We start from the raw sequence: 14,457 nt of genomic DNA, 5'->3' as shown, positions 1-14,457 counted from the left end.
AGCCTACTTTGCAGACTGAGGGGAAAAATAACCAGCTCGAAAATTCGAAAGGATAGACCGATTTGAGGCTGAACTGTTCAACCAGACAGAAGTGTGTAAAACGAGGTTGTTAGAATGGCAAAAACCAAAATTATCAATAAATTACAGAATGATGACAGGAGCATGGCAAGGCATGCTCCCGTCAGGATGAACCCTAGGCTCCCGCCCAGAGGATGATAGCCAGCAGCTGTGGCGAGATGATCCGCAGGAACATCACCAGCGGGTAGACAGTGGCGTATGAGAGCGCACTGGCGCCACTGGTCGGGTGCATGGCGTTGGCAAAGGCCAGCGCGGGAGGGTCTGTCATGGAGCCGGCCAGCAAGCCGCACAGGGTCAGATAGTTCATCTTGCCGTAGAGGCGCGCCAGCACACCGACCACCAGCAGAGGGATCAGGGTGATCGCCATGCCGTAGAGCATCCAGGCCGGGCCATCACCGTTGATCAGGGTATCGACGAAACCGGCACCGGACTTGAATCCGACCACCGCCAGAAACAGTACGATACCGATCTCCCGCAGCGCCAGGTTGGCACTGGGGGGCATGAACCAGTAGAGCTTCCCGATGCTGCCAATCCGCGACAGGATCAGCGCCACCACCAGCGGCCCGCCCGCCAGACCCAGCTTGAGGGCGGCCGGGAAACCGGGCAGATAGAAGGGGATGGAGCCGAGCAATACGCCGAGGCCAATCCCGATAAATACCGGCAACATCTGCACCTGCTGCAGCTTTTGCTGCACGTTGCCGACCACATTGGTCACGGCCTCGATGGCGTCGAGACGGCCAACCAGGTTGAGGATGTCACCAAACTGCAGGCTGGTCTGACTGGTCGGCACCAGTTCGATGCCAGCCCGGTTGAGACGGGAGATCACCACGTCATAGCGCTGTTTGATGTCCAGATCGCGGATCTTCTTGCCAAGAACCTGCTCGTTGGTCACCACTACTCGCTCGACGCGCAGATCGGTGCCCCGGGTCGAGAGCGAGGTCTCCACCTCCTCCCCCAACACCAACAACACCTTGTGCAGCGCGTGACGCTCACCCACCAGATGCAGCAAGTCACCCAGTTCGATACGGGATTCCGGCCGTGGCACCATCAGCTCGTCGCCCCGTTTGAGCCGTGAACAGATGACATCAGACTCGTCGAGACTCGGGATCTCGCTCAGCATCAGGCCGTGCATATTGGGGTTGCGCACCGCGATGTTGATGGTCTGCAAGCTCTCCTTGGTTTTACCGGTTTGCAGCTCGAACTGGGCGGCTTCATCGTCGATCTTGATGCGAAAGAAGACCCTAACCAGCCACATGGTGAGCAAAATGCCACAGATACCAAACGGATAGGCAACCGCATATCCCATCCCCATCAGGCCGGTAGAACCGGGCGCGGCGCCCAGCTCGGCCAGGATCTGCTGGCCCGCACCGAGGGATGGCGTATTGGTGACGGCACCGGAGAAGACCCCCAGAATGACCGGCAACGGCACATCGAAAAATTGATGCAAGCCAGCAGCCACCACGCAGCCAAGGATGACCAGCAAGGCGGCAAAGGCGTTGAGTTTGAGACCCGAACTGCGCAATGACGAGAAGAAACCCGGCCCAACCTGGATGCCGATGGTATAGACAAACAGGATCAGGCCAAATTCTTGAATAAAGTGAAGCGTTTGTGCATCCAGCGCGAGATCGGAGGCGCCTGCAAAGTGACCCACTATGATGCCGCCGAACAGCACCCCCCCTATTCCCAAGCCAACGCCATAGACTCGCCAGTTTCCCAGCCAGAGTCCTAGCACTGCCACCAGCGACAACATGCTGATGGAAAGCGCGATTTCACTCATTTCGTGCATCCTTTGCGAATTGAACTGGCCCTAGCTTGTCAGCAAACGCTGATGCCAACTGTGTGATACCGCACGAATTTATCCTTTTACGCGCCAAAAATACCAATTAAGGGCTAGTTGCAAGACGTTAGGCGACGTAGCCGTAAATGGCCATAAAGTGACAAACGCTGCCACCCAGCACAAAGAGATGCCAGATGGCATGGTTATAGGGGATCTGCTTGGCCACATAGAAGATGACCCCGAGGCTGTAGATAAGGCCACCAAGCCCGAGCAGCAACAGCCCCTCACCGGCCAGATGGATGTAGAGCTGGTAGATGACCACCAGCGACAGCCAGCCCAACATCAGGTAGGTAAAGAGCGACAACTTCTTGAAGCGGTTGATAAACACCAGCTTGAACACCACACCAGCCAGCGCCAGGGCCCAGATCACCACCATCAAGCCCTTCGCCAGCGGCATGTCGAGCGCCACCAGCAGGAAGGGGGTATAGGTGCCGGCAATCAGCAGATAGATGGCGCAGTGATCAAACACCTTGCACCAACGTCTGGCCCGCCCTTCCGCCATGCTGTGATAGAGGGTCGAGGCGAGATAGAGCAGCACCAGACTGCCGCCATAAAGGCTGTAACTCACCAGCGCCTGCGTACCCTGTCCCCATCCCTTGATGAGCAACAGCACCAGCCCGACAATCCCCAGCAACAATCCCGCACCGTGACTCAGCCGGTTTGCCAGCTCCTCCCGGGGGGAGTAATCCATCACACCACTCATAACATCAACTCCACAATAACTGTGGCTCACTCTACCCAGCACCATTTCGAAGTACAAGTGTTCGCTTAAAAAATGGGGTGGCTGTCACCCGCCCCCCTTTGGTGTATGCTCTGCCGCCGATGCCCGAGACAAGCGGCATAGACACCAACACCGGTGACCTGGTCTGGAGAACCTGATGAAGTTGACTGAGCTGTTTGCACAAGCGGATCCCGCCTTTGGCGAGGCGATGAACACCTTGCTGGAGAGCTTCCACCACTCCGACGACAGTCAGGCTCCCTACCAACGCGACCTGTTCACCCATCAGCTCGACCAGTCCCGCATGCCCGCCAGGGGCTGCACGACCGAGGCCTATCTCGCCCGGCTGGCTACCCTGGTACCCGGCGCCTCTCACCTCACCTCGCCACGCTACATGGGTCATATGACGGCACCATTGCCGGCCTTCACTGCCGAGCTCTCCCGTCTGGTGGTGATGCTCAACCAGAATCCGATGAAGATGGAGTCCTCCCGCCTGCTCAGCTTTCTGGAGCGGGAGGTGCTGGCCAAGCTGCACCGCCTCATCTATGGCAAGGACGATGCCTTCTACGGCGAGCAGATGCATGCCAAGGATGCCGCCCTCGGCGTCATGACCAGCGGCGGCACCATCGCCAACGTCACGGCACTGTGGCTGGCCCGCAACCGCGCCTGTGGCGACAACCTGTTCGCCCTCTATGAGCAGGGCTATCGCGGCGCCGTTATTCTGGGCTCCCGGCTGATGCACTACTCCTTCGACAAGGGGATGGATCTGCTGGGGCTGGGCGCCCGCAGCGTCTGGCGCCTCGAGACCGACGAGCAGAACCGGCTCAGTCTGGCTGCGTTGGAGCAGGCGCTGATCCAGTGCAGAGAGCAGAAATTGAAAGTACTGGCGCTGGTCGGCGTGGCAGGCAGTACCGACTTTGGCTCCATCGACCCCCTGCCTGAGCTGGCCGCCATCGCCGAGCGCGAGCAGATCCACTTCCACGTGGATGCCGCCTGGGGCGGCCCGACCCTCTTCTCCCCCCGCTATCAAGGCCTGCTGACCGGCATTGAGCAGGCCGACACCGTCACACTGGATGGCCACAAACAGCTGCTGGTGCCACTCGGTACCGGCATGCTGCTCTGCCGCCAGCCCGACCTGATGATGGCGGTCAAGCGAGAGGCGCCCTACGCCATTCGTGCCACCTCGTTCGATCAGGGCCGCTTTACGCTGGAGGGCACCCGCCCGGCCAATGCCCTCTATCTGGATGCCGCTTTCCAACTCTTCGGCCAGCAAGGCTACGCCGAGCTTATCGAAGCCAACTACGACCGCGCCCGGCTGATGGCAGATCTCATCGAAAGTGACCCCGCCTTCGAGCTGATGTCGGCACCGGTGATGAACCTGCTCTCCTACCGCTGCATTCCACCCCACCTGCAGGGCAAGGTGCTGGATGAAGCGGCCAATGCACAGATCAACGACTTCAACGTGGCACTGCAAAAAGCCCAGCGGGCCGAGGGGCACAGCTTTGTCTCCCGCACCCAGCGGGCGGTGGTACGCTACGGTGCCCAACCGCTCACCCTGCTGCGCGCCGTGCTGCTCAACCCGCTTATCGAAGAGCGCCATATCCGCGACCTGCTGGCCGATCAGCAGCGACTGGGGATCTCGATTGCACGCCAACTGTTTGGCGACAGCGCGGAACCGGCGTAAAAATGAGCGGTCTTATTCATTTGCCGTTGTCCACCGTGCAGGTAGACTGGGCGAAATTTGCAGGCCATTCTTGAGGACTAGGCGCCAACAATGAAGCAATTTATTGAATTTATTCCACTTATCGTTTTCTTTGCGGTCTACAAGTTCTACGACATCTACATGGCCACTGGCGCCCTGGTGGTGGTCACCGGTCTGCAGCTCGCCTATAGCTGGATCCGCTATCGCAAAGTCGAGAAGATGCAGCTGTTCACCTTCCTGCTGGTCGGCTTCTTTGGCGGTCTCACGGTTTTCTTCCACGATGACACCTTCATCAAGTGGAAAGTGACTGTCATCAACGTGCTGTTTGCACTGGGCCTGCTCATCAGCCGTTACGGCTTTGGCAAGAACCTTATCAAACAGATGCTGGCCAAAGAGCTGCAAGCACCCGATAAGGTCTGGGACACAGTCAATCTCGGCTGGGTCGGCTTCTTTACCGTCTGTGGCCTGCTCAACCTCTACGTAGCGTTTAACCTGCCGCAGGAGATGTGGGTCAACTTCAAGGTGTTCGGCCTGCTGGGGATGACGCTGGTCTTTACCCTGCTGAGCGGCGTCTATCTCTATCGCCACATCCCTGCCGAGCAGTTGTCCCAGCAAAAAGACGAACCCAAAAAGTAACCCTCATCAGAAAAGGATTGTCTCATGTGGTATCTCATCTACTCCGAAGATGTCCCCGATAGCCTGCCACTGCGCAAGCAAGTTCGCCCTGCCCATCTGGCTCGCCTGCAAGCCCTGCAGGATGAAGGTCGGCTGCTGACCGCAGGTCCCAACCCGGCTATCGATGCCGAGGATCCGGCTGATGCTGGCTTTACCGGCAGCACCGTCATCGCCGAGTTTGCCTCGCTGGCTGACGCCAAAGCCTGGGCTGATGCCGACCCTTATGTGACCGCCGGTGTTTACGCCAAGGTCACCATCAAGCCGTTCAAAAAGGTCTTCTGACCGCAAAGCGAATAGCGAAATAAAAAAGGCCGGACTGGAAGTTCATTCCAGTCCGGCCTTTTTGCATCCCGATATCTCGCTTATGCCTTGGCGACAAACCAAGGGTTAAGTATGTCGGGCTTGTTGTAGACAAGGGACGAGCCATCGAGTTGGGTGACGCTGCCACCCGCCCCCTCCAGCACAGCCTGCGCCGCACCAGTGTCCCACTCGCAGGTCGGTGCGAGGCGCGGATAGAGCTCGGCGCCCCCTTCGGCGATGATGCAGAACTTCAGCGAACTGCCCATGGAGACCAGCTCGAGCTCGCCAAAAGGAGCCAAGAAATCGAGGGTCTCCTGCGACAGGTGGTTGCGACTGCCCACCACTCGCCACGCCTCGCCTTCACGATGAGGCCGGGTCTGGATAGGCTCGCGCTTGCCATCGGCGATGCGCCAGGCACCGAGCCCCTTTCCGCCATACCAGAGCTTGTCCAGCACTGGGGCATAGACCAGCCCCCAGCGCGGCGCCCCCTCTTCAATCAGCGCGATATTGACGGTGAACTCGCCGTTGCGGGAGACAAACTCCTTGGTGCCGTCGAGGGGATCCACCAGCCAGTAGCGGGACCAGCCGTGGCGCGCCGCCATCACCTCGGGCCCCGACTCCTCCGACAATACGGAAATATCCGGAGTCAGCCGTGCCAACCCCTGAACGATCACCTCATGCGCCCCCTTGTCGGCTGCGGTCAGCGGACTCTCGTCGCTCTTGTACTCCACCGCGAAAGGCTGGCTGTAGATGGCCATGATGGCCGCACCCGCCGCGCGGGCGACAGGTTCAAGTTCGGTGATATCGGGGTGGTACAAGGGATGATCCATAACATTCTCGTCCAGCTCACAGGGTCAACCAGTGTAACCCTTTTGACATCAACTGCTTATAGCCGATTGTACTGAGTTATTACAGCTCGGTGGCCGCCAACCCATTGCCCTCACTTGAACAACGCCTGAAATAACAAGGGACGCCGTGGCGTCCCTTGTTATTTCTAGCGGCCGGTCTCAGGCCGCGGGCCTATTTTGCAACTCAGATCCCCTGACGGGCTTCCTGCATCAGCAGGCGCATATCGCTCACGGCCTTGGCCAGACCATCGAAGGCGGCACGGCCAATGATGGCGTGGCCGATGTTGAGCTCATAGAGCTCGGGGATGGCGGCGATGGCCTTGACGTTGTGGTAGTGCAGGCCGTGGCCGGCATTGACCTTCAAGCCCTTGCCTGCGGCATAGGAGGCACCGGCGGCGATACGCTTGAACTCGGCGTTGCGCTCGGCATCTGTGGTGGCATCGGCGTAACGACCGGTATGGATCTCGATAAAGGGGGCGCCACTCTCGGCAGCCGCATCAATCTGGATGGGATCAGCATCGATAAAGAGCGAAACCTGCGCCCCCACCGCGGAGAGGCGGGCAACGGCGTCAGTCACCTTGTCCAGCTGACCGGCCACATACAGACCGCCCTCAGTGGTCACTTCGGTGCGCTTCTCCGGCACCAGACAGACGAAGTGGGGCTTGATGCGGCAGGCGATGCCGATCATCTCTTCGGTCACCGCCATTTCCAGATTCATTCTGGTCTGGATAGTCTGACGCAGGATCTCCACATCGCGGTCGGTGATGTGGCGGCGATCTTCTCGCAGATGCACGGTAATGCCATCGGCCCCGGCCTGTTCGGCCACAAAGGCGGCCTGTACCGGATCCGGATACTGGGTGCCACGGGCGTTGCGCAGAGTCGCGATATGGTCGATGTTCACACCCAGATAGATTTCACTCATTGAGAACTCCTTGAAAGGCTTCATCTGTTGACTGCGCGGTCAGCGAATCACCCCGCGCCAATATCCGTATGTCTGTAATCTGTGTCAGCCTTGGATGCTGGCTTTGCGTTTTAAAAACAGCTCCCGGCTCTTTAACTGGCGTTTGCCCAGATAGGGTTGCAGTGCCAATCGGCTGAAACGTTTGGCCGCCTGCAGCAAGGGAGGGGTATCGAAACGTCCCTCGGCAAAGGCGAGCAGGTGGGCACCGAGAAACAGGGTACGGGGATCCGGCGCCCGCTCGCAAGCAACAAAGCCCAATTCACGCTCGAAGCCATAGAGCAGGGTCGGCTCGATAGGCGACTCGTCGTCCGCCGTGTATTCGAAATCCACCGCATAGCCGAGCGCCTGCAACAGCAGGAACTCGAAGCGGCGCAGCGGCAGCTCCGGCGTCTCGCCATCGGCCAGCGCCATGATGGCACGAGCATAGGCGTCGAATACTTCGGGGAACGGGGTGTGCGCTTCCAGCAGGTAGTAGACCAACTCGTTGAGATAGAGGCCGTAGAAGAGGCGATCGCCGCCGAGACGCAGGGAGTGATCCGGGCATTCGACCTGGGTGAAGTTCTTGAGATCGCCCTTGCCGCGCCAGGCGATGGTGAGCAGGGTAAAGGGTTGCAGCAGCCCCTTGAGAGGGGAGCGTGGCCCGCGAGAACCGCGAGCCACCAGAGTAAATCGGCCACTATCCTGGGTGAAGACCTCGACCAGCTGGCTGGTCTCCCGATAGGGCCGACTATGGATGACGAAAGCCGGGGTCAGCAATCAGTCGTCGCCATACCCGAGGCTGCGCAGGGCGCGCTCATCATCAGCCCAGCCCGACTTGACCTTGACCCACAGCTCGAGGTGCACCTTGTTCTGGAACAGACGTTCCATGTCGAGGCGCGCTTCGGTGCCGATGGTTTTGATCTTCTCGCCCTTGTTGCCGATGACCATCTTCTTCTGACCATCACGCTCGACCAGGATCAGGCCGTGGATGTGGTAGAGACCGTTCTCTTCCACCTTGAAGCGCTCGATCTCCACCGTCACCGAGTAGGGCAGCTCCTCACCGGTGAAGCGCATCAGCTTCTCGCGGATGATCTCGGAGGCCATAAAGCGGGAAGAGCGATCAGTCACGTAATCTTCCGGGAAGAAGTGGACGTTTTCCGGCAGCAGATCCTTGGCCCACTCGCGGATCTTCTCCACGTTGGTGCCCTTTTCGGCACTGATGGGCAGAATATGGGCGAAGTTCATCTGTTGGCCCAGCCACTCGAGGTGGGGCAGCAGATCTTCTTTCTCTTTGACGTTGTCAATCTTGTTGACCGCCAGCACCACCGGGCACTTGAGATTGCGCAGCTTGCCCAGCACCATCTCGTCGTCTTTGGTCCAGTGGGTACCGTCGACCATGAACACCACCATGGCCACATCACCCAGCGAACTGGTGGCGGCACGGTTCATCAGGCGGTTGATGGCCCGTTTCTCTTCAATGTGCAGACCCGGGGTGTCGACATAGATGGTCTGGTAGTTCTCCTCGGTATCGATCCCCAAAATCCGGTGACGGGTGGTCTGGGGCTTCTTCGAGGTGATGCTGACCTTCTGGCCAAGCAGCTTGTTGAGCAGGGTGGACTTGCCCACATTCGGGCGGCCCACGATGGCGACAAAGCCGCAGTAGGTGGTATCTGTCATGACAGTTTTTCCAATGCTTGCTGCGCCGCGGCCTGTTCGGCCTTGCGACGGCTGGTGCCGACCCCGACGAGGGGACCATCCAGACCTTCCACGTCACACTGGACAGTGAACTCCTGGTTGTGGGCCTCGCCCTTGACGTTGGTCACAGTGTAGGTCGGCAGGGATTTGCGGCTTCCCTGCAAAATTTCTTGCAGACGGGTCTTGGGATCCTTCTGCTCGATGCCCGGCTTGATCTCTTCCAGGCGGCTGGCGTACCAGCTTAGCAGCAGTGTCCGCACCGTCTCAAGATTGGTATCCAGATAGACGGCACCGATCACCGCCTCGACCGTGTCGGCCAGAATGGATTCGCGGCGAAAACCGCCGCTCTTGAGTTCGCCGGGGCCCAGGATCAGGTGATCCCCAAGGTCAAACTCCCGGCCCAGTTCGGCCAGGGTCTTCTCGCGCACCAGGGTGGCGCGCATCCGGCTGAGATCCCCTTCCGCCGCTTGCGGGAAGCGGTGGAACAGATCGTCGGCAATCACCAGACTCAAAATCGAGTCACCCAGAAATTCCAGTCGCTCATTGTGACGGGAACCGGCGCTGCGGTGAGTCAGCGCGCGGGTCAGCAGTTCCAGATCCGCAAAGACATGCCCGAGACGGGACTGCAGTCTGTTCATCTTGATATTCATTTACTTGATTCCGCCAATGCGGTTGAAGCGCACACCTGTCGGTACCCAACTTGGCAGCAGGGAGCCTTCTTCGCGCTCGAATTCAAAACTTATCCAGATAGCGACCGCCTTGCCGACCAGATTCTGTTCGGGCACAAAGCCCCAGAAGCGGCTGTCGGTGCTGTTGTCGCGGTTGTCGCCCATCACGAAATACTGGCCTTCCGGTACGACCCACTCGTCGGGGTAGGTGCCGGGCTGGCGATAGTAACGGCCAACCATGTCGGGCATCAGCGGATTGCGCAGGGTCTCGTGGGAGACATCACCCAACTGCTCGGTATAGCGGTCAAGGGGGATCCCCATCTGGGTAAATTCGCCTCTTTGTTCAAACTTGACGTCGAGCTTCTTGAAGCCCGGGCACGTTTTCCCTTCCTGCTCTTCGCACTTGGGCCGGATCATCAGCTCCTTGTTGCGATAGATGACCCGATCACCCGGCATGCCGACCACCCGCTTGATGTAGTCAACGCGCGGTTCAAGGGGATACTTGAACACCACCACGTCGCCACGCTTGGGCTCGCCAGTCTCGAGGAACTTGGTGTTGGTCACCGGATCCCGCAGACCATAGGCAAATTTTTCCACCAGGATGAAGTCGCCCACCAGCAGGGTGGGCATCATGGAACCTGACGGGATCTGGAACGGTTCAAAAATGAACGAACGCAGGATCAGCACAAAGGTGATGACCGGGAAGACCCCGGCGGTCTGTTCAATCCAGACCGGCACAGGGGCCACCTTGGCCAGGGTCTTCTCATCCAGGTGGGCACCGCCATGGGCACGAGCCACGGCAATCTTGGCGGCGCGCTGCTTGGACCAAATCATCTTGTCCAGACACCAGATAACACCGGTGATCGCGCAGACCACCACCAGGATCAGGGAAAACGTGCTTGCCATCTATTAATCCTTTCCGACGTGGAGAATCGCGAGGAAGGCTTCCTGCGGCACGTCGACACGGCCGAGAGACTTCATCCGCTTCTTACCTTCTTTCTGCTTGTTCAGCAGCTTCTTCTTACGACTCACGTCACCACCGTAACACTTGGCAGTTACGTCTTTACGCAACGCCTTGACGGTGCTGCGAGCGATGATCTGGTTGCCGATGGCCGCCTGAATGGCGATATCGAACATCTGGCGCGGGATCAGCTCACGCATCTTCTCCACCACCTGACGACCGCGATACTGGGCGTTGTCCTTGTGGGTGATTATGGCCAGGGCATCGACGCGCTCACCGTTGATCATGATATCCAGACGGACCATGTCGGAAGTTTCGAAACGCTTGAAACCGTAGTCCAGCGAGGCGTAACCGCGACTGGTGGATTTCAGGCGGTCGAAGAAGTCGAGCACCACTTCCGCCATCGGGATTTCATAGGTCAGTGCCACCTGCTTGCCGTGGTAGACCATGTTGGTCTGCACGCCACGCTTCTCGATACAGAGGGTGATCACGTTGCCCATGTACTCCTGCGGCAGCAGGATATGACACTCGGCGATCGGCTCGCGCATCTCCTTGATGCTGGTGATGGCGGGCATCTGGGCCGGGCTGTCGATATGGATGGTGGAGCCGTCGGTCAGCTCGATCTCGTACACTACGGTCGGCGCCGTGGTGATCAGATCCAGATCGTATTCACGCTCCAGACGCTCCTGAATGATCTCCATGTGCAGCATGCCGAGGAAGCCGCAACGGAAGCCGAAGCCCAGTGCAGTGGAGCTCTCCGGTTCGAAGAACAGGGAGGCATCATTCAGGGAGAGCTTGTCGAGGGCGTCACGGAACGACTCGTAGTCATCGCTGGAGATGGGGAACAGACCTGCATAAACCTGCGGCTTCACCTTCTTGAAGCCAGCCAGCGCCTTGTCGGCACCATTCTTGGCCTGAGTCAGGGTATCGCCCACCGGCGCGCCGTGGATGTCCTTGATACCGCAGACAACCCAACCTACCTCGCCGCAACCCAGACCCTGGGTATCCACCTGCTTTGGCGTGAAGATACCGATACGATCGACACCCCACACCTGACCGGTGCTCATCACCTTGATCTTGTCGTTCTTCTTCAGGGAACCGTTCTTGATCCGCACCAGAGAGACAACGCCCAGATAGGAGTCGAACCAGGAGTCGATGATCAGCGCCTGCAGCGGGGCATCCGGGTCACCTTCCGGTGCCGGGATCTTGGCGACGATCTCTTCCAGCACCAGATCAACACCCAGGCCGGTCTTGGCGGAGCAGCGCACCGCATCGACCGCATCGATACCGACGATGTCTTCGATCTCCTCGGCAACCCGCTCGGGCTCTGCGGCTGGCAGGTCAATCTTGTTCAGCACCGGCACCACTTCCAAATCCATTTCCATGGCGGTATAGCAGTTGGCCAGAGTCTGTGCCTCAACCCCCTGGCCGGCATCCACCACCAGCAGCGCCCCTTCACAGGCCGCCAAAGAGCGGGAGACCTCGTAGGAGAAATCCACGTGGCCCGGGGTGTCGATAAAGTTCAGCTGGTAGGTGTTACCGTCTTGTGCCTGGTAGTTCAGGGTCACACTCTGTGCTTTGATGGTAATGCCGCGCTCGCGCTCCAGATCCATGGAGTCAAGCACCTGAGCCTGCATCTCGCGGTCGGACAAGCCACCGCAAGTCTGGATCAGACGGTCCGACAGGGTCGATTTACCGTGGTCGATGTGCGCAATAATCGAAAAGTTACGAATGTGTTTCATCGAGCAAGAGTCACTCAAAATTAGTTAAGGTCAGTTATGGAGGCGCGATTTTACTGGATAACCCGGCTGACGGCCATTCTTTAGTCGCCGGCGCCAGTGAAATAGCGCCTGTTCAGTCAGGGGAGGATGCGGACAGGGACGACCACGCCGAGCATCTGCGGGCCGTAGCGCCCCTGATCCAGGCGGTTGGAAAAGTAACGAACCAGTAAAAAGCCCAGCACGCCCCCCAGCAGGCAGCAGAGAATGGTAATCCCCTCCCCGCCCGAGAGCAGCGGCGCCAGCCAGAGCTGCCCCAGCAAGGCGCCGGCCAACAGACAGAAAAGCGGCAGCACATAGACCAGCGCCGCCCCGCGCAGCAGACTCTCTTGCGGGATACCGAGCCTCACTTGCTGGCCAACCCGCACCTCGGCGGTCAGCCTGACTCGCAAGCGGGGAGCTTTCAGGGGAAACGCCTTGGCCACGGTGCCGGTACCGCAGTTGGATTGCTGCTGACAACCACTGCAGGCGGAACGACGCTCACACTCCACCCAGGCATGGTCACCCTCAATGGCCACCACGGTCGCCAGCTCTTCACTCATCTCATTCACGGCAACACCTCGGGTTGACACAATCAGGGGATCTGACCACGACTCGCCACGCTCGGCAAGCGGGGAAGAACCCCGCATCCCCCGTTACTGCACCGCTTCGTTGCGGGCCAGCGGCTGGACCGACTCGGCGATGCGCTTGGCGGTTTCGGCAGGCACCTCACCGACCACGGTGATCTCGACCCCCACCTCGTTGACATAGCTCACCAGCGAGGTCGCCCCCTGGCGGATCAGCTGCTGGCGCACCGCCTGCTTGGGATCCACCCGGGAGACGTAGACCGAGAGATCCACCAGCCCGTCGGAGAGCATCATGTAGTCCACCGGCATACTGGTGGTCACCAGCTGGTGCCGGTCTTGCGACAGCACCTTGAAGCCATCGGGCAGCCAGGTGATCTGCCAGTTCAACTGCTGTTGTGGTGCCGGATAGGCATCCTCCAGCGCCAGCGCCGGAGGCTGCTTGCTGTTGGCCAGCTTCACCAGCCAGGGGGCCGGTTTGCTCTGCAGATCCAGCTCGACACCGAGCACCTGCTCCACCAGATTGCCTTCCCGCTCGACCATGTCGATCCGCAGCAGCAAGTGGCTCTGCTCATCAATCCAGAGCACGAAACCATATTTATCAGCCTCTTTAGGCACCAGCCTTACCACCTGTGCCACCACACCGGCGACCCGGCTGCGGCCGGCCAGCACAGGATCATAGCTCTCCAGCACCTGTGCCAGCGGCATCTTCACCAACGTCGACCAGATGCCGGGGAAGCGGGCATCCTTCAGGGTGTAGGGATCGTGGCTGTTTTCAAAGAAGGTGTATTCGTTCTGGCGCTGGAGATACTCGATCGCCTTGCCGTCGAGGTAACTGAGGTGGGCCACTTCCTTGCCGTTGATCACGGCATGGCTGATCCGGATCGGTTCAAGACGCCCCTGACGGGCCTTGACCATGGACAACTCGAAATTCTGTTGCTGCACGGCACTCTGCATCTGCTGCAACAAGGCCTCGGCCGACTTATCGTCGGCCGAGGCCTTGGCACTAATCAGCAGGAGAGAGGCCAGCAAAATACGGCTGGACTGGCGCACGTTTGTATCCCTGACAATTCGTTATTGTTGGATCTGTCTGTCTTGCAACAGGCGCTGCTGCAACTGGTGGTCACGCAGGAAGGCGTTGATCCGCTCCCGCTGCTCCTGCATCTGCTGTTCGGTCAGCCCCTGCTGACGGGCACGGGCGCCATCCTGTTGCGGATAGTGAACACTCACCGGCGCCGCACTGCCACCGATTGGAATGGTATTGAGCACCGGATTGGCCGGAACGCCATCCTGCCCCTGATACTGCTGCACCCCGAAGATAACGGCAGCGGCCACGGATGCCGCAATGGCATATTGACCCAGTTGCTGACCGACACGGCGGAACAACGGAACCACATTGGAATCAGTCTTAACCGGCGCAACGGCAGGTTGCTGCACGGGAGCCGTCTCGACCGGCTTGGGTGCCAGTATGGTGGGCTCATCTTCCAGCGCGGCCATGATGCTGTCACTGAGATCCAGTTGCAGATTGACCGGCAGGTCACCCCGCATGGCATCGCCGATCAGGTGGTAACGACCCCAGGTATCTTGCAAGTCGGAGTCCATCTCCAGCTCGTTCAGTACCTCTGCGTCACTCAGGTCACCATCCATCAGGGCAGAGATTTGCTCTTTATTTGCCATAAGTTAACCCGTCTTTC

The 14,457-nt window shown here is 59.3% G+C and carries 15 protein-coding genes; 3 read left to right on the top strand and 12 right to left on the bottom strand.

Features of this window, described 5'->3' with window-relative positions; translation table 11 throughout:
• Positions 1-193: 193 nt before the first annotated feature.
• Together ACTG2W_RS17580 and trhA are read right to left on the bottom strand one after the other, a co-directional pair.
• The gene (locus ACTG2W_RS17580) at positions 194-1,855 is read right to left on the bottom strand and encodes a putative transporter (protein WP_005335335.1); all 1,662 of its coding nucleotides are present in this window, start codon (positions 1,853-1,855) and stop codon (positions 194-196) included.
• A 127-nt stretch (positions 1,856-1,982) separates the two neighbouring features.
• The gene (trhA, locus tag ACTG2W_RS17575; RefSeq protein WP_429188390.1) at positions 1,983-2,618 is read right to left on the bottom strand and encodes a PAQR family membrane homeostasis protein TrhA; all 636 of its coding nucleotides are present in this window, start codon (positions 2,616-2,618) and stop codon (positions 1,983-1,985) included.
• 175 nt (positions 2,619-2,793) lie between these two features.
• Between trhA and ACTG2W_RS17570 the strand changes: the two genes are divergently transcribed.
• The 3 genes from ACTG2W_RS17570 to ACTG2W_RS17560 all read left to right on the top strand — a co-directional run bounded on the left by ACTG2W_RS17570 (position 2,794) and on the right by ACTG2W_RS17560 (position 5,292).
• A complete protein-coding gene (locus tag ACTG2W_RS17570) occupies positions 2,794-4,317 on the top strand; it encodes an aminotransferase class V-fold PLP-dependent enzyme (RefSeq protein ID WP_429188391.1) in 1,524 nt (507 codons plus the stop codon).
• A 90-nt stretch (positions 4,318-4,407) separates the two neighbouring features.
• Positions 4,408-4,971, top strand: a complete 564-nt coding sequence (locus tag ACTG2W_RS17565) for a septation protein A (RefSeq protein ID WP_064335576.1) — start codon at positions 4,408-4,410, stop codon at positions 4,969-4,971.
• A gap of 24 nt (positions 4,972-4,995) precedes the next feature.
• Entirely contained in the window at positions 4,996-5,292 is a 297-nt protein-coding gene (locus tag ACTG2W_RS17560; protein ID WP_064341351.1) for a YciI family protein, read from the top strand.
• Positions 5,293-5,372: 80 nt separating this feature from the next.
• On the opposite strand, the gene cysQ is transcribed toward ACTG2W_RS17560, so the two are convergent.
• From cysQ to ACTG2W_RS17510, 10 genes are all read right to left on the bottom strand, one after another.
• Positions 5,373-6,140 carry a 3'(2'),5'-bisphosphate nucleotidase CysQ gene (gene cysQ / locus ACTG2W_RS17555; protein ID WP_440016437.1) on the bottom strand — a complete coding sequence of 256 codons (768 nt, stop codon included), beginning with the start codon at positions 6,138-6,140 and terminating at the stop codon, positions 5,373-5,375.
• A gap of 202 nt (positions 6,141-6,342) precedes the next feature.
• Positions 6,343-7,080 carry a pyridoxine 5'-phosphate synthase gene (gene pdxJ, locus ACTG2W_RS17550; protein ID WP_440016436.1) on the bottom strand — a complete coding sequence of 246 codons (738 nt, stop codon included), beginning with the start codon at positions 7,078-7,080 and terminating at the stop codon, positions 6,343-6,345.
• A gap of 84 nt (positions 7,081-7,164) precedes the next feature.
• Complete coding sequence (recO, locus tag ACTG2W_RS17545; RefSeq protein ID WP_157161337.1) at positions 7,165-7,875, bottom strand: DNA repair protein RecO; 711 nt, start codon at positions 7,873-7,875, stop codon at positions 7,165-7,167.
• The gene (gene era, locus ACTG2W_RS17540; RefSeq protein ID WP_042053921.1) at positions 7,876-8,775 is read right to left on the bottom strand and encodes a GTPase Era; all 900 of its coding nucleotides are present in this window, start codon (positions 8,773-8,775) and stop codon (positions 7,876-7,878) included. It abuts the gene before it with no gap.
• A complete protein-coding gene (rnc, locus tag ACTG2W_RS17535; protein ID WP_005335394.1) occupies positions 8,772-9,443 on the bottom strand; it encodes a ribonuclease III in 672 nt (223 codons plus the stop codon). The genes era and rnc overlap by 4 nt, the downstream gene beginning before the upstream one ends.
• The gene (gene lepB / locus ACTG2W_RS17530; protein ID WP_005335395.1) at positions 9,444-10,367 is read right to left on the bottom strand and encodes a signal peptidase I; all 924 of its coding nucleotides are present in this window, start codon (positions 10,365-10,367) and stop codon (positions 9,444-9,446) included.
• 3 nt (positions 10,368-10,370) lie between these two features.
• Complete coding sequence (gene lepA / locus ACTG2W_RS17525; protein ID WP_005335396.1) at positions 10,371-12,164, bottom strand: translation elongation factor 4; 1,794 nt, start codon at positions 12,162-12,164, stop codon at positions 10,371-10,373.
• Between the two features lie 116 nt (positions 12,165-12,280).
• Positions 12,281-12,742, bottom strand: coding sequence for a SoxR reducing system RseC family protein (locus ACTG2W_RS17520; protein WP_040068038.1), 462 nt, complete (start codon positions 12,740-12,742; stop codon positions 12,281-12,283).
• A 93-nt stretch (positions 12,743-12,835) separates the two neighbouring features.
• Positions 12,836-13,816 carry a MucB/RseB C-terminal domain-containing protein gene (locus ACTG2W_RS17515; protein ID WP_005335407.1) on the bottom strand — a complete coding sequence of 327 codons (981 nt, stop codon included), beginning with the start codon at positions 13,814-13,816 and terminating at the stop codon, positions 12,836-12,838.
• 21 nt (positions 13,817-13,837) lie between these two features.
• Positions 13,838-14,440, bottom strand: coding sequence for an RseA family anti-sigma factor (locus tag ACTG2W_RS17510; protein ID WP_106844595.1), 603 nt, complete (start codon positions 14,438-14,440; stop codon positions 13,838-13,840).
• Positions 14,441-14,457 lie beyond the last annotated feature (17 nt).

The organism is Aeromonas sp. 96A (assembly GCF_051919165.1).
Taxonomy (GTDB): domain Bacteria; phylum Pseudomonadota; class Gammaproteobacteria; order Enterobacterales; family Aeromonadaceae; genus Aeromonas; species Aeromonas veronii.
The sequence above is the reverse complement of the archived record's forward strand: the minus strand, read 5'-3'. Positions and strand labels throughout refer to the sequence as shown.

What these genes read in the sequence shown, in the direction of transcription:
- cysQ (WP_440016437.1), bottom strand. Translation starts at nt 6,140, where the DNA reads ATGGATCATCCCTTGTACCACCCCGATATCACCGAACTTGAACCTGTC.
- lepB (WP_005335395.1), bottom strand. Translation starts at nt 10,367, where the DNA reads ATGGCAAGCACGTTTTCCCTGATCCTGGTGGTGGTCTGCGCGATCACC.
- ACTG2W_RS17520 (WP_040068038.1), bottom strand. Translation starts at nt 12,742, where the DNA reads ATGAGTGAAGAGCTGGCGACCGTGGTGGCCATTGAGGGTGACCATGCC.
- era (WP_042053921.1), bottom strand. Translation starts at nt 8,775, where the DNA reads ATGACAGATACCACCTACTGCGGCTTTGTCGCCATCGTGGGCCGCCCG.
- ACTG2W_RS17560 (WP_064341351.1), top strand. Translation starts at nt 4,996, where the DNA reads ATGTGGTATCTCATCTACTCCGAAGATGTCCCCGATAGCCTGCCACTG.
- ACTG2W_RS17565 (WP_064335576.1), top strand. Translation starts at nt 4,408, where the DNA reads ATGAAGCAATTTATTGAATTTATTCCACTTATCGTTTTCTTTGCGGTC.
- ACTG2W_RS17570 (WP_429188391.1), top strand. Translation starts at nt 2,794, where the DNA reads ATGAAGTTGACTGAGCTGTTTGCACAAGCGGATCCCGCCTTTGGCGAG.
- pdxJ (WP_440016436.1), bottom strand. Translation starts at nt 7,080, where the DNA reads ATGAGTGAAATCTATCTGGGTGTGAACATCGACCATATCGCGACTCTG.
- rnc (WP_005335394.1), bottom strand. Translation starts at nt 9,443, where the DNA reads ATGAATATCAAGATGAACAGACTGCAGTCCCGTCTCGGGCATGTCTTT.
- lepA (WP_005335396.1), bottom strand. Translation starts at nt 12,164, where the DNA reads ATGAAACACATTCGTAACTTTTCGATTATTGCGCACATCGACCACGGT.
- trhA (WP_429188390.1), bottom strand. Translation starts at nt 2,618, where the DNA reads ATGAGTGGTGTGATGGATTACTCCCCCCGGGAGGAGCTGGCAAACCGG.
- ACTG2W_RS17510 (WP_106844595.1), bottom strand. Translation starts at nt 14,440, where the DNA reads ATGGCAAATAAAGAGCAAATCTCTGCCCTGATGGATGGTGACCTGAGT.
- ACTG2W_RS17580 (WP_005335335.1), bottom strand. Translation starts at nt 1,855, where the DNA reads ATGAGTGAAATCGCGCTTTCCATCAGCATGTTGTCGCTGGTGGCAGTG.